Below are 25,343 nucleotides of genomic sequence, written 5' to 3'. Positions count from 1 at the left end.
GACTATCCTACGATATTTACGATCTTGCCAGGCACCACGATGACTTTCTTGGGTTCCCTGCCCTGTAACTGCTCCTTCGTTTTTTCGTGGGCCAAAACCGCCGCTTCAATCTCATCCTTGCCCATATCTAGGGGCAGTTCCAATTTAAAACGCATCTTTCCATTGAAGGATATCGGATATTCCTTGCTGCTTTCCACCAGGTACTTCTCCTCAAATGTAGGGAATGGTGCTTCGGCAATGGATTCTGAATGACCCAAACGACTCCAAAGCTCCTCGGCAATGTGGGGCGCGTAGGGCGACACCAAAATGGCCAATGGCTCCAAAATGGCCTTGCTGGTACATTTTTGGGCCGTCAATTCATTGACACAAATCATAAAGGTAGACACCGAAGTGTTGAACGAGAAGTTCTCGATATCCTCTTCCACTTTTTTGATGGTCTTGTGCAAGGTTTTTAGATTTTCGGCGGTGGGTTCCGCTTCGGCTTCGCTCAGCGACCAATTTGTATATGGTGCATACAACTTCCAAAGTTTTTTAAGGAAGGAATGCACTCCGGTGATACCAGCCGTGTTCCAAGGTTTGGATTGCTCTAAGGGACCCAAGAACATTTCGTACAAACGCAACGAATCTGCCCCGTACTCCTCACAAATGGCATCGGGGTTGACGACATTGTATTTGGATTTGGACATTTTTTCGATTTCGCGGCCTACAATATATTTTCCATCTTCCAGAATGAACTCGGCATCCTTATATTCTGGTTGCCATTTTTTGAAAGCTTCCACATCCAATTCATCCGATGCATTGACCAAAGAAACATCTGCGTGAATTGCATCGAAATGCTTCCAAGATGTTTCAGCAATCTTCCTTCCCCCATCCTTTGATTTTAAATCAGAAAACATCTTATCCAATACACTTGAATAATCATAAAGAAAACCTTTCTCCTTTACAGCTTTTTCAATTATCCCTTTTGAAATAAATACCGCATTCCCGTTATACTTTTTTGTCCAACGATACACAAATGCACTCGTCCCCGTAATCATCCCCTGGTTGATCAACTTTTTGGCAAATTCGTCTTTGGGCACATAACCCATATCAAACATAAACTTCTGCCAAAAACGGGAATACAACAAGTGGCCCGTAGCGTGCTCGCTACCTCCGATATACAAGTCCACATCTTGCCAATAATTGATGGCTTCGGGAGAGAAAATAGCGTCATCGTTCCGTGGATCCATATACCTATTAAAGTATTGGGAACTTCCCGCCCAACCGGGCATGGTGTTCAATTCCAATGGATAAATACCGTCATGCTGAACTTGATTCAGCATCTCATCCCCCTTGTCCGACCCTTCGACTGCGCTCAGGGTGACAAGGTCATTGGAAACTACTTTATTGTTCTTCGTGTCCCAGGCCCATTCCGTAGCGTTGCCCAATGGTGGTTCGCCCGTTTCGGTGGGGAGGTATTTTTCCACTTCAGGTAGTTCCAAAGGTAAATGCTCCACATCGATCATCTGCGGCATACCATCCACATAATACACAGGGAAGGGTTCTCCCCAATACCGCTGGCGGCTAAATACGGCATCGCGCAAACGATAATTCACTTTGCCTTTGCCATGTCCGATTCGTTCCAACTCCGCAATGATTTTCTTCATCGCCTTTTTATACGGCAATCCGTTTAGAAAATCAGAATTGGCAATAACAGTTGTTTCCTTGTCGGCAAACGCCTCTTCGGAAATATCGACCCCTTCAAAAATGTTGGGAATAGGGATGTTGTAATGTTTGGCAAAATCGTAATCACGTTGGTCGCCACAGGGTACGGCCATAACCGCTCCTGTTCCATAGCTAGCCAATACGTAGTCTCCAATCCAAATGGGAATGGGCTCTTTGGTAAACGGATGCTCTGCATAGGCTCCCGTGAACACCCCCGAAATGGTTTTTACATCGGCCATACGGTCACGCTCGGAACGTTTTGCCGTAGCTTCCACGTAAGCATCCACCTCAGCTTTTTGTTCTGGCGTAGTGATTTTGGCCACCAACTCGTGCTCTGGGGCCAAAGTCATAAAACTTACACCGAAAATGGTGTCGGGACGGGTGGTGAAAACTTCGATTTGATATGGGTGATTGAGCGGAGTCGAAATCACATCCTCGTAAGGCTTCTCGACTGCGCTCGAAGTGACATCGTCGCCCGAAATCCCATCTTGGTCGCTTCGACTACGCTCAGCGTCCAATACATTAAAAGTAACCGAAGCCCCAACGGAACGTCCGATCCAGTTGGTCTGGGAATCCTTTAAAGGTTGCGGCCAATCAATTTTGTCCAATCCGTCCAACAAACGCTGTGCGTAAGCGGTGATGCGCATACTCCATTGAGTCATTTTTTTGCGGATCACAGGATGTCCACCGCGCTCGGAAACTCCGTTCACGATTTCATCGTTCGCCAAAACGGTTCCCAAAGCGGGACACCAGTTCACTTCGGTATCCGCCAAATAGGTCAATCTATATTTTAAAAGGATTTCTTGCTTTTCCTTATCGGAATAGCCATTCCAGATCGCTGCATCAAAACTTGGAGTGTCATCATCACAAGCGGCTTCGACATTGCTATTTCCCTCTTTTTCAAAAATGGAAATCAAACTATCAATGCTTTCCGCTTTATCGGATTTCTTGTTGTACCACGCATTGAACAATTGGATAAAGATCCATTGCGTCCATTTATAATATTGTGGGTTGGAGGTACGTACTTCGCGGCTCCAATCAAAAGAGAAACCGAGCTGATCCAACTGCTCACGGTATCTGTTGATGTTGTTTTCCGTAGTGATGGCAGGGTGTTGACCCGTTTGGATGGCATACTGCTCTGCGGGCAACCCAAAGGAATCGTACCCCATGGGATGCAGCACATTAAACCCTTTGTGCCGTTTATAGCGTGAATAGATGTCCGTTGCGATGTACCCTAGCGGGTGCCCTACGTGCAACCCTGCCCCAGAGGGATACGGAAACATCGACAATGCATAAAATTTCGGTTTTTCGGAATCGTTGGATGTCTTAAACGTTTCGTTTTCTGCCCAATACTTCTGCCATTTGGCCTCAATCTCGCGGAAATCGTAATTCATTGTTAATCTTGTTCAATTTCGTGTGCAAAAATAGGTTTAATCCCCTAAATACAATTTACTTTTCTATTTTTACATACTGATTCTACTATATGAGCCAATATATTGAACGATATCAGCGTAGAAAACTGATTTCCTCCTACTTTTCCGTGGCTTTGAGCATTGCCCTGGTCCTGTTTCTTTTAGGTGTCTTGGGTCTTTTGGTGCTCAATACCAAAAAGTTGGCCGACCATTTTAAGGAGCAAATCACCATATCGGTATTCTTGAAGGACAGTGCCAAACCCGTGGAAATTGACCAATTGCAAAAAAGTCTGGCCCTTGCCGAGTATACCAAATCGGCCGAATACATTTCCAAGGAAGATGCGGCAGAACAGTATAGCGAGGATATTGGAGAAAACTTTGTGGAGTTTTTGGGGTACAATCCCCTTAAAAATTCCATCGACGTCAACCTTAAAGCAGACTTCGTGTCGCCCGAACAAATTGATGAGATTGCTGCTGAGATTTCCGAAAAGGCCTATGTGGATGAAGTGAGTTATGACAAGCCCTTGATTTCATTATTGAACAACAATGCCCGGAAAATAAGTCTTTGGATTTTGGTGGCCAGTGCCGTATTCACCCTAATTGCCGTGTTGCTCATCAATAGCTCCATCCGTTTGTCCATCTATTCCAAAAGGTTTATCATCAAAACTATGCAAATGGTGGGGGCTACCAAGACTTTTATCCGCAGGCCCTTTATTTGGACCAACATTAAGCTGGGCATGGCAGGTGCCCTAGTTGCCCTAATCGGATTGGGCGTTTTGGTGTACTACATCGACAAAAATTTTCCCGAACTGAATTTGTTACAGGATTACATCGTCCTTATACTTTTGTTTGTTGGCGTTTTCGGTTTGGGAGTAATCATTTCTTGGGCCAGTACGCATTTTGCCACCCAACGTTTTTTAAATCTGAGGACGGACGATCTTTATTATTAACTTTGCGACATGAGCAAGAAAAACAAAAACGGTCAAAAACCCACAAAGGAATTTGTTTTCCAACGAAAGAACTACTTGTTTCTCTTTATCGGAATCGCCTTTATTGCCCTCGGGTATATTTTGATGAGCGGTGGGGGAAGTGATGACCCAGAGGTATTCAATCCCGAGATCTACAATTTTAGACGGATACGCCTTGCGCCAACCCTGATCTTAATTGGACTTGGTATTCAGGTATACGCTATTTTGTTGAATCCTAACAAGAAAAAAGAGGAATAATTTGGAACTGATAGATGCCATCATCCTTGGAATCATTCAAGGATTGACCGAATTTTTGCCTGTTTCCTCCAGCGGTCATTTAGAATTGGGGAAAGCCATTTTGGGTGCTCAGGCCGTTCCTGAAGAAAGTTTGTTGTTCACCGTGATCCTTCACTTTGCCACTGCCTTGAGTACTTTGGTAGTATTCCGTAAGGATGTTTTTGACATCTTCAAGGGGCTATTTCAATTCAAATGGAACGATGAAACACAGTTTTCCTTAAAAATTATCATATCCATGATTCCCGCTGCCTTGGTGGGTCTTTTTTTAAATGATTTTATCGAGGTGTTTTTTGATGGTGCTATTGTTATCGTAGGCATCATGTTGATCATTACCGCGTTTTTATTGTATCTGGCTGACTTGGCCAAGACTACCGATAAAAACGTATCCTTTCGCAGCGCATTTGCCATCGGGATGGCGCAAGCTGTAGCCATACTTCCCGGGATTTCCAGAAGTGGTGCCACTATTTCAGCTGCGGTTCTCTTAGGGGTTGACAAGACCAAATCGGCCCGATTCTCTTTTCTGATGGTAGTTCCATTGATTTTGGGCAAAGTGGCCAAGGACTTGATGGGCGGGGAAATATCCTTTCATGGTGACCAAGCTGTGGCCATGGGTGCTGGATTTGTTGCTGCCTTTATCGCTGGATTGGCTGCCTGCACCTGGATGATCAAACTGGTGCGCCAAAGCAAGCTAACCTATTTTGCCATCTACTGTTTGGTTGTGGGCCTCATCGCTCTTGCGTGGAGTATTTGGGGATAGATGAGTATATTTGCCCCAAACCCCAAGTTTTTGAACACCAAAGAAGATTTTTTAGAGGGTCAGATTTTATTGATCGACAAACCATTGGAATGGAGCTCGTTCCAAGCGGTAAATGCCCTTAAGTGGGCCATCCGTAAAAAATTTGGCCTCAAAAAGATAAAAATTGGCCATGCCGGAACCCTAGACCCCTTAGCCACGGGCTTATTGATTATATGCACCGGTAAATTCACCAAAAAAATCCCCGAGCTTCAAGGACAAGTGAAAGAGTACACAGGAACCTTCACTTTGGGCGCCACTACGCCTTCCTACGATATGGAAACCGAGGTTAACCAAACCTTTCCCACAGAACATATCACAGATGATGCTATCAACGAAGCCACCAAACAATTTTTGGGCGAAATTGAACAAGTACCGCCCATCTTTTCAGCCCTAAAAAAGGATGGGAAACGTTTGTACGAACTGGCACGTGAAGGAAAGCAAGTGGAGATAAAATCACGAAAAATTGAGATTTTGGAGTTTGAAATCACTCGAATTGCACGCCCCGAAGTTGATTTTAGGGTAGTGTGCAGCAAAGGAACCTATATACGTTCATTGGCCCATGATTTTGGAAAGGCACTTGGTTCAGGGGCTTACTTATCCGAACTCCGAAGAACCAAAATAGGGGATTTCAACGTAAATAATGCTACAACACCCCATACGTTCAGGGAGGAATTAGGGGTAAACACCTCAACCTAGAGAGGTTGGGATAAAATAATTTACTAAAAAAGCGGTTATAGTTAGACCATGAACCTTAACAAGAGCCAGTTATCACTTTTGATCACTTTCTTCGCTATGTCCATAGTGGTTTTGTTGCTTTTCAACATACACTTGGGAGGTATGCAAGAGGATGAATATGTGATTGAAATGAGCTTGGCCGACGAGGATATCGAAAAGCTCCTTGAAGAAGAGGAACAACGACTTGAGGAGATGCAGGCCGCAAACGACCCCATCAAAAGCCACATGGCACTCAATGAAACCGCAAAGCCAAGTGTTGGGAACCCAGAACCGTTAAAAACCCTGGAAGAGCTTATGGAAGAAAGAGCCTTAAGCAGTGAAACGGGGGAATATGCCGACAACTCGGGATTCGAGGAACAACTCAAGCAATTAAAGGCGCAACGGGACGAGAAAAAACAAAAGCTCGGAGAACGGGATGCCCAAAAAGAAGAATTTACCAATTATTTGAAAGATAGACGTACCTCCATTTCATACTCATTGGTGGAGCGCAATGCCTATTACCTACCCCCCCCTATTTATACGTGTATTGAAGGTGGCAAGGTGGTGGTAAACATTACCGTGGATAACAATGGTTACGTTACCGAAGCAAGTTTTAATGATAAAAGTTCGGGAACGGACAACGGCTGTTTGGTAGATAACGCCATTGCTTACGCCCTTAAGGCACGTTTTAGCCCCGATTCCAAAGCAGCACAGATCGGAACCATTACCTATCTATTCCAAAGCAAGTAACTGTAGGATATCCTCTAGAATATTTTGCCCTTTGCTTTTATTGTACCAAAGCTGCAGTTCCTGTTTGAACTCATCGGTAAGTTTACCGTGTTCTTTTTTATAATCCTCTACCATTTTGGTTGCAAGGCTTGGTCTTGGCCCCCATTCACCAACAATTTCCTGATTGGAGTTATCCAAAACAATCACTTTGGGAATGGAACGGGCACCATTGGTCAAAAAAGCATCCATCAACTCCAAGCTTTCATCCCTCAACACCACTTTTAAGTCTATTTTGGCCGATGATTCCGCTATTTTTTGGAGTATCGGCATGCTTGCAGCAGCATCTCCACACCAGCTTTCGGTAAGTACCACGAACGTTAGGTCCTTTTCCAGAGCGGCCAACTTTTTTTGAATCTCTTCAGAAATCTTGAACGTTTTCTCCCAGCGAACCATTCTACGGTCGCTCAATTTCGTGTAATTGATCATTGCTTCGGACTGGTCTGGACCAGTTGACTTGCCCCTTTTTGCCAACTCGCTTACGAGTTTGCGGTATGTGGGATAATCCATTGCCTTAGGGATGAAATCCTGAACCAACTCCAATTTATCGTTCTCCAATACTTCCATAAAAATTGTTTTTTCAAAGGTAACCATGGCCTGCCACCTATTTGGTGACTTTTGTCATTGGTTGGTTTTGAAATGGAATCCTTACAATGCCTCTGGATTAATGGCCAAGCTCTTGAACAGCATTGCCTTGGTGTAGTAGAATTTGTTTTGCATCTCGTTCTGTTTCAAATAGGCATCAATAAGCTTGCTTTCCCTTGAGTTGATCAAAAAGAGTGAGCTCTCCCCAAAACTGAACTTTCGTTCCTCCGCCTGAAGCAAGGTACCATAATCCCTCACGATATTGGCTATTAGGGTATTTTGGGTAATATAGGAGTCCAACTCACGATAAATGGCAATTACCTTGTTCTGGATTTCGACTTGGGCATTATCGCGTTCAAATTCAGCGTCCCTTAATTTAAATTTGGCCAATTTTAAGTCCCCTCTTTCTTTTCGTAGAAACAAGGGTACACTAAAGGTGAGCCCTCCCTTATAATTGTCTGTAATCAAGGAATTCATCAGTTCGGGTGTCTCGGTGATAAAGTTATATTCCACATCCAGTTTCGGCAGCAACTTATTGGCTTTCAGTCGTCGGTCTACGACAAGTCCATCGATTTTGAAATCGAGGGAACGTATTTTAGGATGATTTTCTAAGGTAAAACTATCCAAGGGTTTGCCCAGAATCTCCAGAGTGGTATCTATCTCACCTTCCACCTCCAAATTTGGCATAATATTGTCCTGTAGCTCAACGGGAACATCCTCTATCCATAGAAAGTTGGATAGTTCCAAAGATCTTTTCATCAACTTCACGTTGGCCTGTTCCAAACTCAACGCCCTATTTTCCACTGCAATCTTCGCTTCAACGGTATCGATGATGGAAATGTCTCCTGCAAGCGCACTGCTTTTCACTCCTTGAAACCTGATTTCGGCATTTTCCAAAAAATCCTCAAAAACCTGCGCATCACGATACGCCCGCAACCAATCAAAATAGGCAAGGGCTGCATCATACAGTACCTGGTTCACCAAAAGATCTTGGTCTGCCTTGGACTGCTCTCTAAAGAATTTGGCTTTCCTCAGGGTAGCCATGCGTTCATTGATCCAAAATCCCTGCAGTACAGACATGGATACCCCAGCACTGTACTGACCATCGTCAGGAACAGTTGCTTCATCGCTGAGGAAACTACCCTCATTCTGTTCCAAGTTTCCCTTAAGTTCTATTCCGAACCAAGTAGGTATTTTGAAGGTTGCATTTAACTTGTCCCAGTATTCCGTCCCCTTAAATTGTTTGCGATCGTAATCGACCTCTACCTTGGGATCAAAACCACCACGTGCCTTCATCAAGTTGGCTTGGCCAATGGCAATGGTAAGTTGTGCCTGTTTGGCCACAGGATGGTATTTTTTTACATAGCCCAAATACTCTTTAAACCCAAGGACCAAAGAATCCTGTTGGGCGTGAGAAAAGCTTATATAAAAGAAAAAGAGGGTACAGAATAAAAGTAATCTTCTATTTCTTTGCAGCATTTGCACTGTTGTTTTCGGGTTGATAATAATTGGGCGGGAAGCCGTTCAACTGTCTCCACAATTCAAACCAGATAGGGACATCTTCCAATAAGGCAATCGTATTGGCGCCCGATCCCACTCTAAGGTCTTTCGGCCACGGATGATCTTCAGGATCTGGGGCCAACAAAATCCTATATTTTCCATTATCGCTGATAAAGGTCTCAATCGCAACGACAACCCCGCCGTAGGTACCGTAGGATACATTGGGCCATCCGCTAAAAATAATTACGGGCCATCCATCAAACTGGATCCGTACTTTTTCCCCAAGATGGATCAAAGGTAAATCTATGGGCTCCACAAAGGTTTCCACTGCCATATCATATTTTGCCGGCATAATGCCTACCAATCGGTCGCCTTCCTTAAAGGTTTCCCCGATACCACCTTGAATGGCCTTATTTATAAATCCGGTTTGGGGCGCCCTAATGTAGTAAAGGTCGTTCCGAATCGAATAGTTGGTAAATTCATTTTCCAGTTTGGTCACTTGGGCCTCTGAATCGAACTGATTGGATTGCGCGGTGAATTTATCACTTCGTGCCTTGGATATTTTATCTGCGTATTCGGCTTCTACCCTTGTGATTTCCACTTGGGCGTTCAACACCTCGTTTTTACTGGCCAAGAGCTTGTTTTCCTGCGAAATTATTTTGGCCTGTGTTTCCTGAAGTTTTAAGCGCTTTTCTTCAACATCCGTCACTGCCTTAAGCCCCTCCGACTCCAATTGCGTGGTTCGGTCAAACTGTCTTTGCGCTATCAAGATATTTGTTTTGGCCGCCTCAAAATCGATGCTATCGCTTTCAACTTTCAATTTTGCCTGTAATAGCTTGTTTCGGGCCTGTTCCAACTTCAAGGCCCTCTCCGTGGTAAGTGCGGCTATTTGGGCATTAAGAGCCTTTACCTTTTCTTGATACGAAGTAACGGACATCTCTTTTGCCTTAATCTGCTGCCCGGTCCTTTGCACAAGGTTGGGGTCAAAATACTCATTCTTGATTTCAGAAATATGCAAAATCGTATCTCCTTTTTCCACAAAGTCGCCTTCGCGAACAAACCATTTCTCAATTCGACCCGGTATTGGGGATTGAATGGTCTGTGGTCGTTGATCGGGCGTTAAGGTGGTTAAAAACCCTTTTCCCGAAACGTTCTGGGTCCAAGGCAGGAACAATATGATTACAAAAATAACGGCGAACACCACAAGGAACCGATTGAAATGCTTGTAATGTCTTCGGTGCGATACCCTTATGACTGCCTTATAATCGGAAAGGTCTACCTTTCTATTTAAAACTGATTTAGAAATATTCAACATGGCGTTTAGCGTTATTGCTTTATTTTTCCATTTTCAAGGGTCAGGATACGACCACATTTTTTTACCCAATTTTTATCATCACTCACGACCACCAGGCTCCATGGCTGGGCAGGGTCGGTCAAAAAGTCCATGATACGCGTGGTCTCATCTTCATCAAATTGGTCCAATGGATCACGCAGCACCAAAAGTTTAGGTTTCTTGACCAAACTTCTGGCAAGTACGATCTTTTTGGCTACGGTATATGAGATTTGCTTTCCTTCAGGATAAATGACTGTATCCAGGCCATCCTCCATTTCTTTGACAACCTTGGTAAGCCCTGTGACATCAAGCACCCAAAGTATGTCTTCCTTGGTAATTTCCGGATTGCCAAATGTGATATTTTCTTTAAGTGTGCCCTCAAAAGGGGTTTCCAGTTTTAAGGATTGTCCAATTTTAGACCTAAAATGGTTCAAATTCTCAGACTTTAACCGCACACCATTAACATAAATACTGCCTTTACTGGGTTCAATAAGCCCCGAAATAAGGTGCAACAAGGTTGATTTTCCAGACCCATTGGCTCCTTTTATCAATATCCTGTCCTTTTTTTCAATGCTCATGGAAAGCCCATTGATGATGTTGATGTCGGTTTTTGGAACATTGTAAACAATATTTTCCAAGTCCATTTTAAAATCGTCCTGCTCGAGGAGCTCCAAATCCTTCTGATCTAGTTCCACCTCTTTGTCAACCACTTGGCCCAACTTTTCCAATGCGGTGAGCACATCATAGAAAGATTCCAAACCTACAATAAGTTTCTCCACGGAACTGATTACCAAAAGAATGATAATCTCTGCGGCTACAAATTGCCCAATGTTCATCTCTTGATTCAGGACCAGGAGGCCCCCGATAATTAGCAAGCCAGCGGTCACCAAAATTTTAAACCCGATCATTTGAATAAACTGCAAGACCAAAATACGGAAGTGGCTTTCCCGTGCCTCCAAATAGCCGCTTACCAAATAGTCGTTCTTTTGGAGTGCATGGCTGGTTTTACCAGAAAGTTTAAAACTTACTATGCTTCTGGCCACCTCTTGAATCCAATGGGCGACCTTATATTTTTGTTTGGATTCTGCAAGGCTCGTCTCTAGACCCTTTGATATGGTATATTTAAAAACCACATATATCAATCCCAATAACAAAACACCATATACGATAAAGAAAGGGTGATACAGTGACAACAAAAGCAACCCAAAAACTATCTGTAGTAGCGCGGTTGGAAAATCAACCAACAGTTTAGAAACCCCCTTTTGTATATTGAGCGTATCAAAAAAGCGGTTGGCCAATTCCGGGGGATAGTAATTACGCAACTCCGACATCTTTATTTTGGGGAATCGATACGTAAACTCAAACGAACTCCGTGTAAATATTTTTTGTTGGATGTTTTCAATGATGCGTATTTGCATCAACTGTAACACACCCGAAAAGGCTACCCCCAAGGTGACCAAGATTACAAGTACGATCCATGATGTGCTTACCTGCGCCCCTTGGATCAGATTGATAATCGCTTGGATACCCAATGGAAGGGACAAACCCACCAATCCTGAAAAAATGGCATAATAAAAGACTTGAAGCACATCCTTTTTATCCAATTTTAACAAGTTGACGAGTCGCTGCCAAGAAGTAAGTATCTGTTTTGCCATTTATTTTTTATTTAAAGTACGGAAAATGAGGTCTATAAAAAATTCGGTCGGGGTAATGGTACTGTTGCAATTGGTGAGCGTTGGAAAATGCTCCTTCAAAAAATATTGATGTAGAGACCCCTCCATCACATTGCTAGCCAAACTTATGGGGTATGGATACTCTTCATCCACTGCCGATATCATATCGCTGAGCCGGTTCACCAATCGTTTGCAAACCATAAAAAAGCTGTCTTTATCTTCTTGGTTTACCTCTTTTACCAAATAGGATTTTGAGTATTCGTTGATAATGATCCTATTCAATACCACCTCGTTTACATGCGATATAGTGCTGTCTTCCTCAACGTTCTGTGTCAAAACCTCCACGGCCTTTTCAAGTTTTTTGATTGGGTCGTCTATCCCGTTTGTGGAAAATACCATACGATATTCAACCCAGCCCCAATACCATGTGGCCAAGTACAGTAAGAGTTTATGTTTATTTTCAAAATATCGATATATGGAACTTTCGTTCGAGTTGATCTTTACCCCCAATTTCTTGAACGTAAAACTATCAAACCCCAATTCATCGATCAATAGGATACTGTGCTCAATAATATTCTTCCCCAAAGTAGAAGACTCGGGATCTTTAATATAAAGTTTTTCGTTTACCCCTATCTTCAGGGACTGCATCAATACATCCATCGCTCATTACTTTTAAAATTTTGCCTCGCAAATATAAAAGTATTACTATCGATTAATAATACTTTAACTTTCAATTAACGCTTCAATTTTTCCCTTACTTTTGATACAAATTTAGATCCATGGACAAACATCGATGTGGATGGTGCCTTGGCGATCCGTTGTATGAAAGCTATCATGATACCGAATGGGGCGTTCCCGTGCGGGACGATGATACGCTATTTGAATTCTTGATCCTGGAGACCTTTCAAGCTGGATTAAGCTGGATCACCGTATTGCGAAAACGCGAAAATTTTAGAAAAGCCTTCGACCGATTCAATTACAAAAAAATCGCAACCTACGACCAAAAAAAAGTCGACTCACTGTTACAAGACCCAGGAATCATCAGAAATAAATTAAAGGTAAACGCTACCATTTCCAACGCTAAGGCCTTTATGGATATCCAAGAAGAATTTGGTAGCTTCAGTACCTACATTTGGGATTTTGTGGATGGTGAGCCCATCAAAAACAAATGGGAAGATTACAAGAATGCCCCTGCCACTACCGCCATTTCAGATGCCATTAGTAAAGATTTAAAGAAAAGGGGATTCAAATTCGTGGGGAGTACCGTAATTTATGCTCACATGCAGGCAACGGGCATGGTAAACGACCACGAAGTAAATTGTTTTAGATACCATGAAGTTTAATCCTATACTCCTTTTTATGCTTGTGATGGTGCAATTTGGTTTTGCACAGAACAAGTACGAACGAGAATCAAGAATCGATCAAGAAGAATTTCCCCAAGCCTCCTACATCTTGATAGAAAAGTACTTGGAGGATGCCAAGCGGGTGCGTTTTTACCAAGAAACGGACAGTATCAAAAAAAGCTATGAAGCCAAGTTTAAGAAAGGAAGACTTCATTACAGTGTGGAGTTTGACGAAGAGGGAAAGCTGGAAGATGTAGAGTTCGAAATTAAGGAGCAGGATATTCCCAATGATACGTGGGGCACCATTCTTTTTTATCTTGATGAGAACCACCAAAAGTACCGTGTCAAAAAAATCCAACAACAATATCCGGTTCTGGATGGGCAGTCCAATGAAAAACTCCTGCACAACGCCTTCCAAAACCTGATTTTGCCCGAGGTCAATTACGAATTGGTCTTTTCGGCCAAAAAGGATAAGGAATTTCAGGAATACGAAGCACTATTTGATGCTCAGGGCCAATTGATACGAATTCGAAAATCGTTCCCGCCAAGTTATGACCATGTCCTGTACTAAATGGCTTTTTCCTGTGCTGTTGCTCGTGTCCTTGGCCAGCGTGCGGGCGCAAGAAAACCTAACGGCATACTGGCAGCCCCAAGTAGCGGTAAATTACAAGGTCTCGGGTACTTATTCGCATAATTTCTCCTTGGCCAACCGAAATTATATTTTTGATGACGAAGTGGTGACCTTACGGGTGAGGCAATTGGACCTTGCCCATTTTTCCAACCTTAAGATCCAAGGCAACCAAAGCGTGGCCCTTGGTGTTCAATACCGTTTTCGCGATACGTTTGAGGATCGGGAAAACGAATTGCGGCTCACCCAACAGTACAATATTACGCATAAACCTCTGGCGATTCGCTACGGACATAGGCTTCGTGCAGAGCAACGCATTACCAACTCATTGACCACCCACCGGTTCCGTTATCGTTTTGCCGTGGATTTTCCTTTGCAGGGCGAAAAATTAGATCCAGGTGAACCTTATTTTGTGGGAAGTTGGGAAAATCTTTTGAGTGTGGCCAAAAGCAATGCCCCTCAATATGACACCCGAATATCGGGACAATTGGGCTGGGATCTTAAGGGTGGTTTAAAATTTCAGATGGGCGTAGAATACCGCATAGAGGATTTTAGCGCTGCCCAACCACAAAATGTCCTTTTTTTATTGTCAAGTCTTCAATTGTCCCTGTAATATTTTCACAAATTCCGCTCGTGGTATCAATTCTGCCCCCAAGCTCTCCAAATGTCGGGTGTACACCTGACAATCGATGGCCAAGTATCCTTTTTCTCCCAGTTCCCGGGCCATTTGGATGAATGCATATTTGGACGCATTGGGCCGCAAACTGAACATACTTTCCCCACAAAATACATGTCCAAGGTCAACCCCATAAAGTCCGCCTACCAGCTCTCCATCCTCCCAGACTTCGTAAGAGCGTGTATGGCCTTTCTTGTGCAGATTCATATAGGCCGTTTTCATTTTAGGGGTAATCCAGGTTCCATCTTGACCCTTCCGTAGGACCTTGGCGCAATGGTCCATTACTCTTTCAAAACAAGTATTCTGGGTCAAGGTAAACTGGCCGTCACGTATCACTTTTCGCATACTTTTGGACACTCTTACCTTATTTGGAAACAGGACCATGCGGGGGTCGGGAGTCCACCACAAAATCAATGAATCATCATTGAACCATGGGAAAATTCCATTTTTATAGGCCAGTAACAATCGTTCGGGGGAGAGATCTCCACCAACGGCGAGCAGACCATCCTCACTGGCCTGTTCCACTGGGGGGAACTCCAACCTTTTATTTAAAAAGTAAAGGGGCATGTTTTCCACGTGCATTTTTTTCTAAAAATACAAATCGGGCCAAAAACAAGAAAATCCGGACATTATGGTCCAGATTTTCGATAGGTATCCTTTTTAAAACGTACCGCTTAAAAGGGCAGGTCGTCGTGATCTTCTTCGTTGTAATCGTCGGCCGGCTCAAAGGCCTCCATAGGAGGAACCGGCGGCATATTGTCGGAAGCAGACTGTTCGGCTTGAAGGTTCTCGATGCGCCAACCTTGAATGGAGTTGAAGTATTTGGTTTCCCCTTGTGGGTTTACCCATTCCCTTCCCCTAAGGTTGATACTGATCTTTACCATTTGTCCAACACTGTAACTATTCAGTAGATCGCACTTATCTTGCACAAACTCCACCAAAATGTGTTGTGGATATTGTTCCTCCGTGGTAACGACCACCTCTCTTTTTCGAAAACCATTGTTACCGTAGGTCTTGGTTTCGTCTATCATTTTGATTCTTCCCTGAACTTCCATGCAATGTTAATTTTTGTTGAAAACCCAAAAGTACATAAAATGAATTCCATAGGCATCCGTTATTTAAACGAACTATCAACATGTTTTCCATTTCCCTATCTTTAAAAACAATTTGACCATCCATGAATTTTAGCTCAAAACGGAAAACCTCCAACCTTTTCATGCTTATCTCAGCATTTGTAATAGTGAGCCTTATTCTATGGAACACCAACAGTTTTTTTAAGAAATTCAAGGAAGAGGAGCGACTCAAAATGGAGATATGGGCCACGGCCCAACTGGAACTTGTGCAATCTTCCGTAGACCAAGAACTGGGAAACCTGACCCTAAAGGTTTTGGGAAACAACACCTCTACGCCCATGATTTTGGTAAACGAGGAGGGCTCCTACAAAACCCATAATATCCCCGAGGACAAAATCGGCGATAGCCTGTATATCCGAAAAAAGATTGCCCAATTCCGTAATGAGAACGAGCCCATACAGATTATTCAAGAGGATGAATTATTGGAAACCCTGTATTATGGCAACTCCGAAGTGCTGAACAAATTAAAATATTATCCGCTGGCCCTATTGCTGATCATTTTTCTGTTCGGTGCGGTCATCTTCTTTTTCTTCCGCACCAACAAGGCCTCCGAACAGAACAAATTATGGGCGGGAATGGCAAAGGAAACGGCACATCAGATTGGAACGCCCCTTACTTCTTTGCTCGGTTGGAACGAGCTGTTGAAATCCGAGCAGATCAACCCAGAGGTAACCCGTGAAATTGCGAAGGACATCAGCCGTCTCGAAACTATTACGGAGCGGTTTTCCAAAATTGGGTCCGTGCCCGAACTCCGAAAACACGACATTGTTTCCGAAACCAAAAAAGCATACGATTATCTTAAAAAGCGTAGCTCCAAACTGGTCCATTTTTCCTTTAGCTCCAATGTGGAAGAAGCCACTGTTTTAATGAATCCCCCCCTGTACAATTGGAGTATTGAAAACTTGGTGAAAAATGGCATTGACGCCATGAAGGGAAAGGGGAATATTGCCATCCAAATTGAAAAAAAGGGGCCAAACATTCACATAATGGTCTCCGATACAGGCCACGGCATTCCCAAAAGTGATTTTCAGAACATTTTTAATCCCGGGGTCACTTCCAAGCAAAGAGGCTGGGGATTAGGGCTTTCGTTGGTAAAAAGAATTGTGGAAGAATACCATAAAGGAAAAATTAAAGTATTTTCGTCAAGCAAAGAAGGAACCATCATGCAGATTTCGCTGAAAGTATTAGAAAATTGAATTATGGCCGAGGAAAAACAGCTTGTCATACAGGAAGCCGATATCACCAATAACTGTCCAGAGTGTTTCAATCAGGAACTCAAAATCACTTTTTACCAAAAACATACCCATAACGCCTTGTACCATAGAACTACGGGGGTGGTAACCCATGAAATCAAGTGCAAAAAGTGCAACTCCGTCATTTACCCTGTGACCTGGACCCCAGATATTGAACGGGTGTTCAATTACTACAACAAACTGGTAAAACCAGACCGTCCAGCGGTCCGCTTCACCATGTTGTTTTTCATCATTTTGATTTTGATGTTGTGCCTAGCGGCTGCAGGAGTTTATTTTTTTCTGGAAAGTTAAAGATGCGCCCGAATGGCTTCGGCAACAGCTTCAAACTCCTCTTTGGTCAATTCTTCTTTGTGCTGAAAAGTAGCGTTGGCCATACTTTGTAATGGTATAAGATGAACGTGCACATGGGGCACTTCCAATCCTATGACCGACATTCCCACTCTTTTACAGGGTACTGCTTTTTCCAAGGCAACGCCAACCTTTCTTGAAAAGGCCATCAATCGCATGTACGATTCCTCATCGAGGTCCATAATCTTGTCCACCTCCTTTTTGGGAACGCATAAGGTATGCCCCTTCGCATTGGGATTGATGTCCAAAAAAGCAAAATTGTACTCGTCTTCGGCTATTTTGTAACTTGGAATGTCTCCGTTGATGATCTTTGTGAATATACTGGCCATTTTGATTCGGTTTTAAAATAAAAAATCCCGTGCTATGACGGGATTAAATATAACCAATTAAGTTACGCTTACTCTCTTGTAATCTCCAAAATTTCGAATTTCAAGGTTCCATTAGGTACTTTGATTTCGGCCACATCGCCCACCTTTTTACCCAACAATCCCTTGCCTATGGGAGAGGTCACGGAAATTTTTCCCTTTTTGAGGTCTGCTTCGCTTTCCGCAACCAAGGTATATTTCATTTCCATGCCATTGGTCTGATTTTTTAACTTCACGGTAGAAAGCACCAGAATTTTGGAGGTATCCAATTGGGATTCATCGATCAAACGTGCGTTGGCCAAGGTCTCTTCCATCTTGGAAATCTTCATCTCCAACAATCCCTGGGCTTCTTTGGCCGCATCGTATTCCGCATTTTCGGAAAGATCTCCCTTGTCCCTTGCCTCTGCAATGGCTTGTGATGCCTTGGGACGCTCCACATCTTTAAGGTAGTTTAGCTCGTCCCTCAATTTTTTCAGTCCTTCGGGTGTATAATATGAAACTTTGCTCATGACGTTTAGTTTTTATGCAAAAAGACATCGAAGAAAATCGAAAAATTTCCCCAATGTACGCTTCCTCTACAAATACAAAAAATCCTCAACGATTCCCATGACCTGCATGGTTTTTGCGAGGATTTAACGCAAATATAGGTAAATTTTGATCAACTTTGCGCTTGTAATCCTTTGAAACCAATTACCATGAAGCGTCTCTGGGCCATTGTTTTGCTTGTGCTCATCCTCTCCTGTAGTTCGGATGCCACCAATAGAAATCCTTATTTGCAAGAGGTTCGGTTTCGGTTTGACATCAATCTGAACTTACCGCTTTATAACGACCTGAACAACATTGGAAATCCTGTGTATGTAGGCAACAATGGCGTGGGAACTCGAGGTGCCTTCGTGATCAAGGCCAGCTTGAATACATTTTATGCTTTTGAGGCCAGCTGCCCCAACCATACACCGAACGAATGTTCCACGATGACAATAGATGGACAGAACGTGGTTTGCGGCTGCGAAGGGTACACCTACAGTCTTTTTACGGGGCAACAATTGGACCGACCTGATGATGGCAATCGCTACTATGATTTACTTTTTTACACGGCCACACAAAATGGCAATACCGTGATCATTTCCAATTAAAGTGTTTCAATTACTTAAAAAAAGAGGTTCCACACGTTTCTCATGCAGAACCTCTGTTTCTTTATCAAAAATTGATTGTCGCACCCACTAGGAAATTGATTCCAGCCTGTGGATAGTATCCAGCTCCTTCGACAGTGGTAACCGTTCCAGGATTGGAAAAATCATCATTAAAAGTGAAGAAATATCCGTTGGATACGATATCCGCATCAAAAATATTGTTGACCAATCCAGAAATCTCAATGCTCTTCACAAAGGAATTCATATTGATGGTATACTGTACGTTAAAATCGGTTTGGGTATAACTATCCAAAAGGGAATTATCCGAATCGATGTTGCCCATATACTGTTCCCCAACAAATTTTGACAACACCGATACCTGAAGATTTGCATTGGGTTGATAGGAAAGGATATTTCCTGCAATCAACCGAGGTGAATAGGCAATTCGGGTATTACCCAAATTTTGAAGTACCCCGTCACGCTCAAAAAAGAAATCGATATTGCGGTTGTCGCTTAAGGCAATATTTGGTCTCCATTGAAAGGTTCTGGACAAGCGAACGTTGGCATCGATTTCCAGGCCCAATCTATAACTGTCCCCAACATTGGAACGCAACGGAGCACCAACGTCGTTCAACTCTCCAGTGAGCACCAACTGATCTTTATAGCGCATGTAATAAACGTTGGTGTTCAACTGAAAACTTGGGGAAACGTACCGCCATCCCAACTCAAAATCGTTGAGCTTTTCCGGTTTTGGGCTTCCATTCTCGTAATCGTTGCGGTTAGGCTCCCGATTGGCCCTCGCATAAGAAAAGTAGAAGTTGTTGTTATGGTTCAAATCGAAAGTAATACCCGCTTTGGGGTTAAAGAAGTTAAAGGTATCATCCACCAGTCCCGTATCTTCACCATTAGCTTGATAGGTGACCCCTCGGTACTGTAAGTCACCGAACAACGACCATTGGTCCGATAATCTATAGTTGGCCTTGGTGTATACATTGAAATCGGTTTTGGTGGAATTGTCATCGTAGTACCTGTCGCGTATTTCGCTATTGCTGGCAAACTCGGCCCAGATAATTTCCCCAAAATGGTCGCCTTTGTATTCGTTGTAGCCACCTCCCATGATGAGTTCCAGGTTTTCGTTATTGTAGGTAGCCGAAAAAATGGCACCGTAAAAATCATTGTCCAACCAACGACGGCGGATCAAATCGGTAGTTTCCACCAATTCACCATTTACAGTTAAGGGCTCTAGACCGTAGGTGGCAAAATCATCGTCCTCACGGTATTGCTCAAAGAAGCCCCGTCCCCGTGTATAATGAACCGCCAAATGGGTGTTCCAAGCAGCGTTCCAGGTTTCGTACCAGTGCAACTGAAAATGGTCTTGTTTATAATTGTCCACTTCATTCTCATAATACTGGATATTGCCATCGTCATCCGTATACTCACCTGCTGAATTATACGTACGGTCGTTCACCAACTGATCGGCGGTAATTCCGTTCCAAGCTTGATAAGTGATTTCGTGCCCTCCAAAGAGCAAGGCCTTCACCAAAGTATTGTCATCATTGTAAACTCCTTGCAAAAAATAGCCGTCCAATTCGGAGGATGCCCTGTCCACATAGCCATCTGAGGTTATCCGTGACAATCGGCCTGAAAACTCCACATGATCGTTCATTAGCCCCGTACTGAATTTCACATTGCTCCGTAAGGTATTGAAGCTTCCTACGGAGGAGGAGATACGGGCATAAGCCTCTTCTGAAAAAGCATCGGTCAGCATGTTCAAACTCGCGCCGAAGGCTCCCGCCCCATTGGTAGAGGTTCCCACACCGCGCTGCAATTGCAAGCTTTCGGTGGACGATGCAAAATCAGGCATATTTACCCAAAATGTCCCTTGGGATTCGGCATCATTGTAAGGGATACCGTTAATGGTTACGTTTACCCGGGTTGCATCGCTACCACGAACACGGATACTGGTATATCCTATCCCCGCCCCGGCATCGGAGGTAGTGACCACGGCTGGCATAAAGTTCATGAGGATGGGAATATCCTGCCCAAGGTTTCGTGGTGCAATTTCTACCTTATCCAAGTCGGAAAAGGTGATGGGAAATTCCTTGGTGGCCCTTACACCTTGAACGAGAACCTCATCGAGCACTACTTTTTCACCCTCGAGGCTGTCAATGGGCTCCTCTTGGGCACTCATGGTAACACTAAGGCCAATCAAGGCTAAGGCACTAGCAATTTTTTTGAAATGGTTCCGATTGTTGTTCTGCGATTGTCGCAAAGAGCCCAGAACAGCTCTTTTTTGAATAATTGAATAGAGTTTCATTCGTAAAAATGTTACGAATAAAAGGGGTCATTATTCTGTGTTAGTAATTGATTTTTGTTTCTTCAAGAAACATAGAAATTCCAAGATGCGGCTTGCGCATTCCCTTGGCGGCATTACCCGCCCAGGTTCATTGGGTATAATCTCAGCCTTTTGGTAAAAGCACCCCTTTGAGATGCCGCAAATGTAAGATGTTGGTTTTGGTTTTCAAAGAAAAGAGAGCAAAAAGAAAGGCTGCCGAAGCAGCCTTTCATACTTGCCAATTAATGGTCACAAGGAAAAAAGACCACGGTACAGATTGGCAGAAATGGATAATACATGGATAGTGTTTACATAGTATCATCCTGCTTCGTTATGTTTGCTTCCGCTTTTTCTGTTTTTTAAATGCTTTATCAAAATGTACAAAGCCAAGCCCAAGGAGAATAGATTTAAAAACAGTATTATTTTATAAAACATATAGCCCTTGCATTCATTGATCGGTCTATCAAAAGAAAGCCGTACGTATTGCACGGCCTTCTTACCAAATCAACCAACCTAGTTGAGACAATCCGTTAGGATTATCATAATTTAATCATGTCATCGAAAAGAATCCCGACTGTACTTCATAGGACACACCTTTTATCAATTGGTCACATTTTTGCAAAAAAAATCCGCTTCCTTTTCAGGTAAGCGGATTACTGTTCTGTTTTTTCAATAATCTAGGCTTGGTGCGTAGGCTTTAAAAGATCGTTTACAGTTTTGACCGGGTTAAAGGTGACCAAGGGCACCTCCACAAATATGGTGTTCCAAAAAGCCATAGCCCCGTTCCATAATCCTGGTAGCTCCAAGGCTTTCAATTCTTTTCCTTCCTTGGTTTTTCCAGTGATGAAACCTTGTTTGGGGTCCACAAACTTCAACAGGTCGAATTTTTCCCCTTTGTGGTTCCTAACCCCACAGACCAAATCAACGGGGTTAAAGTGGGTCGAGTTGTTAAGAATGGCCACTTGCGCATCATCGTCCATATCTATTTGAGCGGATTCGATAATCTGAAGGGACACATTGCCATCGGCATCCTTGATCCAAAAAGGTCCTCCACCGGGTTCGCCTTCATTTTTTACCATCCCACAGATTCGGATGGGACGATTGAGTTTGTTCTTGATTTCGGCCTTTTGTTCCTCCACTTCAAGGTCATCATAGCTGCGCGACATCCTTACGTTAAGGTCTTTCTCCAAAAATGCCTTTATCTCGTCCGCCTTTTCAACGGAAATGTCTTCCGCCTCCATCAGTTTTGCATAGGCAAAGGCTTTGTCTTGTACTTTTTTGAGCACCCCTGCGAGCATTTTTTTGCTATTGGCCACAGCCTCTAGATTTTTATCGATGACCACATTATCGATGTTTTTGATAAAGATGATATCTGCATCCTGATCATTCAGGTTCTCGATAAGTGCCCCGTGCCCCCCGGGCCGGAACAAAATGGAACCATCATTATTCTTGAAAGGCTTATTGTCCATATCAACTGCAATGGTATCCGTAGAAGGCTTTTGATTGGAATAGGAGATATGGAAACGGGTATCCGTTTTCTTGGAAATCTTTGGGGTCACCGCGGCTTCCTCTTTGGCGAACATTTCATCATGCTGTTCCGAAACGGTAAAGTGCAGATTGGCAACACCCTTGGTCCTGGCGTAAAGTGCCGCTTCCTTTAAATGTTCCTCGAATGGCGTGGCAGCCCCTGAATCGTATTTATGGAACGGCAAGAGTCCCTTGGGATAAAATCCATAATCAAGCCCACTTTCCTGCAGCATTTCCTTCACAAAAAGATAGGCCTCCTCATCCTTGTTGGATGCTTTGCCTTCAATTCGCGCCATAATCACATCATAAAATGGAAAGTCAGAAAGATTATCCGTAAACTTTTGGGCATCGGTATCGCCGGTACGGTCTATGTATTCGGAAAGTTTTTCTTTTGATGGGTCGTAGCTGTCCAAAAAATTGAACATGGCCTTGAACATTCGTGATGCCGCTCCCGAAGCGGGTACAAACTTCAAGAGCTCTAAACTGCCCCGATGATCTTCAAAATATTGAAGAAGGTCGAGTTGTTCTTTTTCAGAAAAACGCAATATACCATTGCCCACCACCGCCGCCTGCGATAAGTGCACAAAGGGAATGCCTTCTTTAAATGTTTGTATTTGATTTGCTACTTTTTCTTTGGAAATTCCTTTGGAATCGAGTTGTTCCAAGTCTTTAGGACTTAATTCGATCATGTTTTTGGAGAAGTTTATCTATGTGTTTAACTGCTGTGGAAAGCCTTGACGCTTTATCCCCCCTTAAATTAATGAATTTCCTGTTATTTTTCTCCAAAGCTTCCTTGAAATGTAGAAACATTCGTTCTCTTTCATCGGGCTTGTCCCGCAAATCGTCCGCCACCCAAGGTGTATCGATATAGGTCAAAAAATAGAGGTCGTAGCTGTTCTGCAGGGCATATTTTTCTATGAGTGGGTCGCAGGTGCTATCGTAATAGGCCTCTGAGTACACTTTGGTCTGCAAAAGATCGGTATCGCATATCAGTACCCTGTTCGCTTCCTGTGCCAACTTGTTCTCCAACTGCATTTGGCCATAGGCAATGGGCAGCAAATCTTGTGGTTCGCAGGTTTTTTGTTCCCTATCCCATTTGTCTTGAAGATATTCCCTGGCATATTCGGGCACCCACTCCGTATGGTAGTGTTCGGCCAGTTGTTTGGAGAGCGTGGTCTTTCCGGTCGATTCAGGTCCAAAAAGGACTACTTTGATGAGGTTTGAAGGCTGTTGCCCAAGTTTTTCTTCCATGCTAGATATCCCTGTACAGCTAAAACGGTAAAGATGAGGTATTGCAAAGAGAACATCCCCCATCCCCTATAGGCATACAAAGGTACGGTTATTAAATCGCCCAAAATCCAAAGGGTCCAATTTTCCAATTTTTTATTGGCCATATACCACATGGCAGTGAAGAAAATTCCCGATGTAAAAATATCTACGTAGTTGGTAGGGCCTATTTCGGCGCCAAAAGCCACATAAACTCCATAAGTCACCAACATGGTCAGCAGAAAAAACCCGAACCCGATCCATTTCTCTCGGGTGTCCGTTCGGGTAATCTGTACTACCGGATTTCGATCATCTTTTCTTCTGGCCCAGTTCCACCAACCATAAATGCTCATGATGGAATAGTAGAAGTTCATCATCATATCGCCGTACAAACGGTCCACCAAAAAGATATAAGTGGTAATTACCGTGGCCACAAGTCCCGTAGGATAGACCAAAATATCCTCCCGCTTGGCATACACTACGCTGGCAATACCAAAGAAAAAGGCCGTAGCCTCCAAAATAATCAAGGATAGTTCCCGACCTTGGTAGGGTCCAAGGAAAAAATCAAAAATGGGGCTCATAATCGCTGCGGTCGGATTTTACCATTTTCATCGTGAGCACCACATGATCTAAATTTTCAAAACTTTCCCTGATCTCGGAATTCAACAATTCCATCACTTTATCATAATCGCCGAATACTTGAGTGCTCAACGGGTTTTCCAAAACCGTGAGTCCCGATGCACGCAATTTTTTGATAAAATGGATGATAGGGGTCTCAAAATCGTCCTGCAATGGGGAAAGGGTAAATTCTACAGATATGTTCATGGCCAATTGGTTTCGCGACAAAACTACAAAAAGGAATTATCCTCCCATCATTTTAAGGGCATAAACGCAGGTGAAGCCCTCGAACTCCAAAAATTCAATCTCGTAGTGCGATTTTTTGCCTTGATACATGATTTCCGCCACGGTTCGAGTATCCTCAAAAGAAAAATCAATAACATTGATGTGCCTCAAAAAACTGAGCCCTTGTTGCGCATAAATCTTGTAAAGGGATTCCTTGGCACCCCAAACAATGGTCAATTTTCGCATCAAAGCTTCTGAATTGGCCAAGGTCCTATATTCTTGGATAGGGGTGAATTTGTGGGCTATTTTAAGAATTTTGTCCCGTTGCTTCTCGATATCGATGCCTACCTCATCCGTTTCACTTACTATGATTCCCGTAAAATGGTGCGAATGGGTGATGGATATGTACTTTCCATCCTTTAAATGTGGCTTTCCAAAATCGTCGTAATACAAATCGCTGTCCACATAACCTGCTCTCGCCAAAAGGTGACGAATGCTCAAAAAAGCCCTGCGATGGGCCTCGGATTTCATACCATCCATACGATTTTGACAATGCTCGGTAAGCTCCACATCTTTAGCAAGTTCAACCTCTGGCTCGGTGACTTTCCAGATATAGACCTGGGTAGTGGGCGAAACTGTTATTGTTTTATAAATGGGCATGAGCAAAAGTTAAGCGAATTCGTATCTTTGTGCCAAAATATAAGCGAAGCTACAAAAGTAAAATTAGA

At 43.3% G+C, this 25,343-nt stretch carries 27 protein-coding genes; 11 read left to right on the top strand and 16 right to left on the bottom strand.

What is annotated here, in order from left to right; all coding sequences use genetic code 11:
• Positions 1-2 precede the first annotated feature (2 nt).
• Positions 3-3,098 carry a leucine--tRNA ligase gene (locus tag EO130_RS15215; protein WP_127142445.1) on the bottom strand — a complete coding sequence of 1,032 codons (3,096 nt, stop codon included), beginning with the start codon at positions 3,096-3,098 and terminating at the stop codon, positions 3-5.
• A gap of 89 nt (positions 3,099-3,187) precedes the next feature.
• On the opposite strand from EO130_RS15215, the gene EO130_RS15210 reads away from it, so the two are divergent.
• Genes EO130_RS15210 through EO130_RS15190 form a run of 5 tightly spaced genes read left to right on the top strand, consistent with a single transcriptional unit; the run spans position 3,188 to position 6,641 of the window.
• The gene (locus EO130_RS15210; RefSeq protein ID WP_127142443.1) at positions 3,188-4,066 is read left to right on the top strand and encodes a cell division protein FtsX; all 879 of its coding nucleotides are present in this window, start codon (positions 3,188-3,190) and stop codon (positions 4,064-4,066) included.
• A 9-nt stretch (positions 4,067-4,075) separates the two neighbouring features.
• The gene (locus tag EO130_RS15205) at positions 4,076-4,342 is read left to right on the top strand and encodes a DUF3098 domain-containing protein (protein ID WP_127142441.1); all 267 of its coding nucleotides are present in this window, start codon (positions 4,076-4,078) and stop codon (positions 4,340-4,342) included.
• 1 nt (position 4,343) lies between these two features.
• Positions 4,344-5,138: an undecaprenyl-diphosphate phosphatase gene (locus EO130_RS15200; protein ID WP_127142439.1), complete on the top strand. Its 795-nt coding sequence runs from the start codon at positions 4,344-4,346 to the stop codon at positions 5,136-5,138.
• Positions 5,139-5,168: 30 nt separating this feature from the next.
• Positions 5,169-5,873, top strand: coding sequence for a tRNA pseudouridine(55) synthase TruB (gene truB / locus EO130_RS15195; protein WP_127142437.1), 705 nt, complete (start codon positions 5,169-5,171; stop codon positions 5,871-5,873).
• Positions 5,874-5,921: 48 nt separating this feature from the next.
• A complete protein-coding gene (locus EO130_RS15190; RefSeq protein WP_127142435.1) occupies positions 5,922-6,641 on the top strand; it encodes an energy transducer TonB family protein in 720 nt (239 codons plus the stop codon).
• Here the strand turns inward: EO130_RS15190 and EO130_RS15185 are convergent.
• From EO130_RS15185 to EO130_RS15165, 5 genes are all read right to left on the bottom strand, one after another.
• Entirely contained in the window at positions 6,624-7,244 is a 621-nt protein-coding gene (locus EO130_RS15185; protein WP_127142433.1) for a thioredoxin family protein, read from the bottom strand. The two genes, EO130_RS15190 and EO130_RS15185, sit on opposite strands and share 18 nt — an antisense overlap.
• Positions 7,245-7,325: 81 nt before the next feature.
• On the bottom strand, positions 7,326-8,741 hold the full coding sequence (locus EO130_RS15180) for a TolC family protein (protein ID WP_127142431.1): 1,416 nt from the start codon (positions 8,739-8,741) through the stop codon (positions 7,326-7,328).
• Positions 8,725-10,077: an HlyD family secretion protein gene (locus tag EO130_RS15175; protein WP_127142429.1), complete on the bottom strand. Its 1,353-nt coding sequence runs from the start codon at positions 10,075-10,077 to the stop codon at positions 8,725-8,727. The genes EO130_RS15180 and EO130_RS15175 overlap by 17 nt, the downstream gene beginning before the upstream one ends.
• An 11-nt stretch (positions 10,078-10,088) precedes the next feature.
• Positions 10,089-11,750 (bottom strand): peptidase domain-containing ABC transporter, encoded by a 1,662-nt coding sequence (locus EO130_RS15170; RefSeq protein WP_127142427.1) that lies wholly within the window; start codon positions 11,748-11,750, stop codon positions 10,089-10,091.
• The gene (locus EO130_RS15165; RefSeq protein WP_164732950.1) at positions 11,751-12,428 is read right to left on the bottom strand and encodes a TetR/AcrR family transcriptional regulator; all 678 of its coding nucleotides are present in this window, start codon (positions 12,426-12,428) and stop codon (positions 11,751-11,753) included.
• Between the two features lie 119 nt (positions 12,429-12,547).
• Here EO130_RS15165 and EO130_RS15160 point away from each other — a divergent pair, with 119 nt between their 5' ends.
• From EO130_RS15160 to EO130_RS15150, 3 genes are read left to right on the top strand one after another with little or no spacing between them, the layout of a single operon-like run.
• Complete coding sequence (locus EO130_RS15160) at positions 12,548-13,111, top strand: DNA-3-methyladenine glycosylase I (RefSeq protein ID WP_127142426.1); 564 nt, start codon at positions 12,548-12,550, stop codon at positions 13,109-13,111.
• Positions 13,101-13,682: a hypothetical protein gene (locus tag EO130_RS15155; protein WP_127142424.1), complete on the top strand. Its 582-nt coding sequence runs from the start codon at positions 13,101-13,103 to the stop codon at positions 13,680-13,682. Before EO130_RS15160 ends, EO130_RS15155 begins: the two co-directional genes overlap by 11 nt.
• Entirely contained in the window at positions 13,669-14,352 is a 684-nt protein-coding gene (locus EO130_RS15150; RefSeq protein ID WP_241244377.1) for a DUF2490 domain-containing protein, read from the top strand. The genes EO130_RS15155 and EO130_RS15150 overlap by 14 nt, the downstream gene beginning before the upstream one ends.
• Here the strand turns inward: EO130_RS15150 and aat are convergent.
• Positions 14,329-14,982: a leucyl/phenylalanyl-tRNA--protein transferase gene (gene aat, locus EO130_RS15145; protein WP_241244376.1), complete on the bottom strand. Its 654-nt coding sequence runs from the start codon at positions 14,980-14,982 to the stop codon at positions 14,329-14,331. The two genes, EO130_RS15150 and aat, sit on opposite strands and share 24 nt — an antisense overlap.
• A gap of 107 nt (positions 14,983-15,089) precedes the next feature.
• A complete protein-coding gene (locus tag EO130_RS15140; protein ID WP_127142418.1) occupies positions 15,090-15,470 on the bottom strand; it encodes a DUF3127 domain-containing protein in 381 nt (126 codons plus the stop codon).
• A gap of 122 nt (positions 15,471-15,592) precedes the next feature.
• Here EO130_RS15140 and EO130_RS15135 point away from each other — a divergent pair, with 122 nt between their 5' ends.
• Together EO130_RS15135 and EO130_RS15130 are read left to right on the top strand one after the other, a co-directional pair.
• Positions 15,593-16,744 carry a sensor histidine kinase gene (locus EO130_RS15135; RefSeq protein ID WP_127142416.1) on the top strand — a complete coding sequence of 384 codons (1,152 nt, stop codon included), beginning with the start codon at positions 15,593-15,595 and terminating at the stop codon, positions 16,742-16,744.
• Between the two features lie 3 nt (positions 16,745-16,747).
• A complete protein-coding gene (locus EO130_RS15130) occupies positions 16,748-17,092 on the top strand; it encodes a hypothetical protein (RefSeq protein ID WP_127142414.1) in 345 nt (114 codons plus the stop codon).
• Here the strand turns inward: EO130_RS15130 and EO130_RS15125 are convergent.
• Positions 17,089-17,478, bottom strand: a complete 390-nt coding sequence (locus EO130_RS15125; protein ID WP_127142412.1) for an HIT family protein — start codon at positions 17,476-17,478, stop codon at positions 17,089-17,091. The two genes, EO130_RS15130 and EO130_RS15125, sit on opposite strands and share 4 nt — an antisense overlap.
• Positions 17,479-17,546: 68 nt before the next feature.
• Positions 17,547-18,023, bottom strand: coding sequence for a transcription elongation factor GreA (gene greA / locus EO130_RS15120; protein WP_127142410.1), 477 nt, complete (start codon positions 18,021-18,023; stop codon positions 17,547-17,549).
• A 186-nt stretch (positions 18,024-18,209) separates the two neighbouring features.
• Between greA and EO130_RS15115 the strand changes: the two genes are divergently transcribed.
• The gene (locus EO130_RS15115) at positions 18,210-18,647 is read left to right on the top strand and encodes a Rieske (2Fe-2S) protein (protein ID WP_127142408.1); all 438 of its coding nucleotides are present in this window, start codon (positions 18,210-18,212) and stop codon (positions 18,645-18,647) included.
• 64 nt (positions 18,648-18,711) lie between these two features.
• Here the strand turns inward: EO130_RS15115 and EO130_RS15110 are convergent, their stop codons facing one another.
• The 6 genes from EO130_RS15110 to EO130_RS15085 all read right to left on the bottom strand — a co-directional run bounded on the left by EO130_RS15110 (position 18,712) and on the right by EO130_RS15085 (position 25,275).
• Positions 18,712-20,961, bottom strand: coding sequence for a TonB-dependent receptor (locus tag EO130_RS15110; protein ID WP_127142406.1), 2,250 nt, complete (start codon positions 20,959-20,961; stop codon positions 18,712-18,714).
• 695 nt (positions 20,962-21,656) lie between these two features.
• Positions 21,657-23,195: a DUF4301 family protein gene (locus tag EO130_RS15105; RefSeq protein ID WP_127142404.1), complete on the bottom strand. Its 1,539-nt coding sequence runs from the start codon at positions 23,193-23,195 to the stop codon at positions 21,657-21,659.
• Positions 23,176-23,757, bottom strand: coding sequence for an AAA family ATPase (locus tag EO130_RS15100; protein WP_127142402.1), 582 nt, complete (start codon positions 23,755-23,757; stop codon positions 23,176-23,178). The genes EO130_RS15105 and EO130_RS15100 overlap by 20 nt, the downstream gene beginning before the upstream one ends.
• Complete coding sequence (gene pnuC / locus EO130_RS15095; protein ID WP_127142400.1) at positions 23,712-24,353, bottom strand: nicotinamide riboside transporter PnuC; 642 nt, start codon at positions 24,351-24,353, stop codon at positions 23,712-23,714. Before pnuC ends, EO130_RS15100 begins: the two co-directional genes overlap by 46 nt.
• Positions 24,337-24,597: a YkoF family thiamine/hydroxymethylpyrimidine-binding protein gene (locus EO130_RS15090; protein ID WP_127142398.1), complete on the bottom strand. Its 261-nt coding sequence runs from the start codon at positions 24,595-24,597 to the stop codon at positions 24,337-24,339. Before EO130_RS15090 ends, pnuC begins: the two co-directional genes overlap by 17 nt.
• A gap of 36 nt (positions 24,598-24,633) precedes the next feature.
• Complete coding sequence (locus EO130_RS15085) at positions 24,634-25,275, bottom strand: 4'-phosphopantetheinyl transferase family protein (RefSeq protein WP_127142396.1); 642 nt, start codon at positions 25,273-25,275, stop codon at positions 24,634-24,636.
• Positions 25,276-25,343: the final 68 nt, after the last annotated feature.

The sequence above is a fragment of the Flagellimonas marinaquae genome (assembly GCF_003992675.1).
Taxonomy (GTDB): domain Bacteria; phylum Bacteroidota; class Bacteroidia; order Flavobacteriales; family Flavobacteriaceae; genus Flagellimonas; species Flagellimonas marinaquae.
Note: the sequence above shows the minus strand (reverse complement) of the source record. Positions and strands in the feature narration are given on the sequence as shown.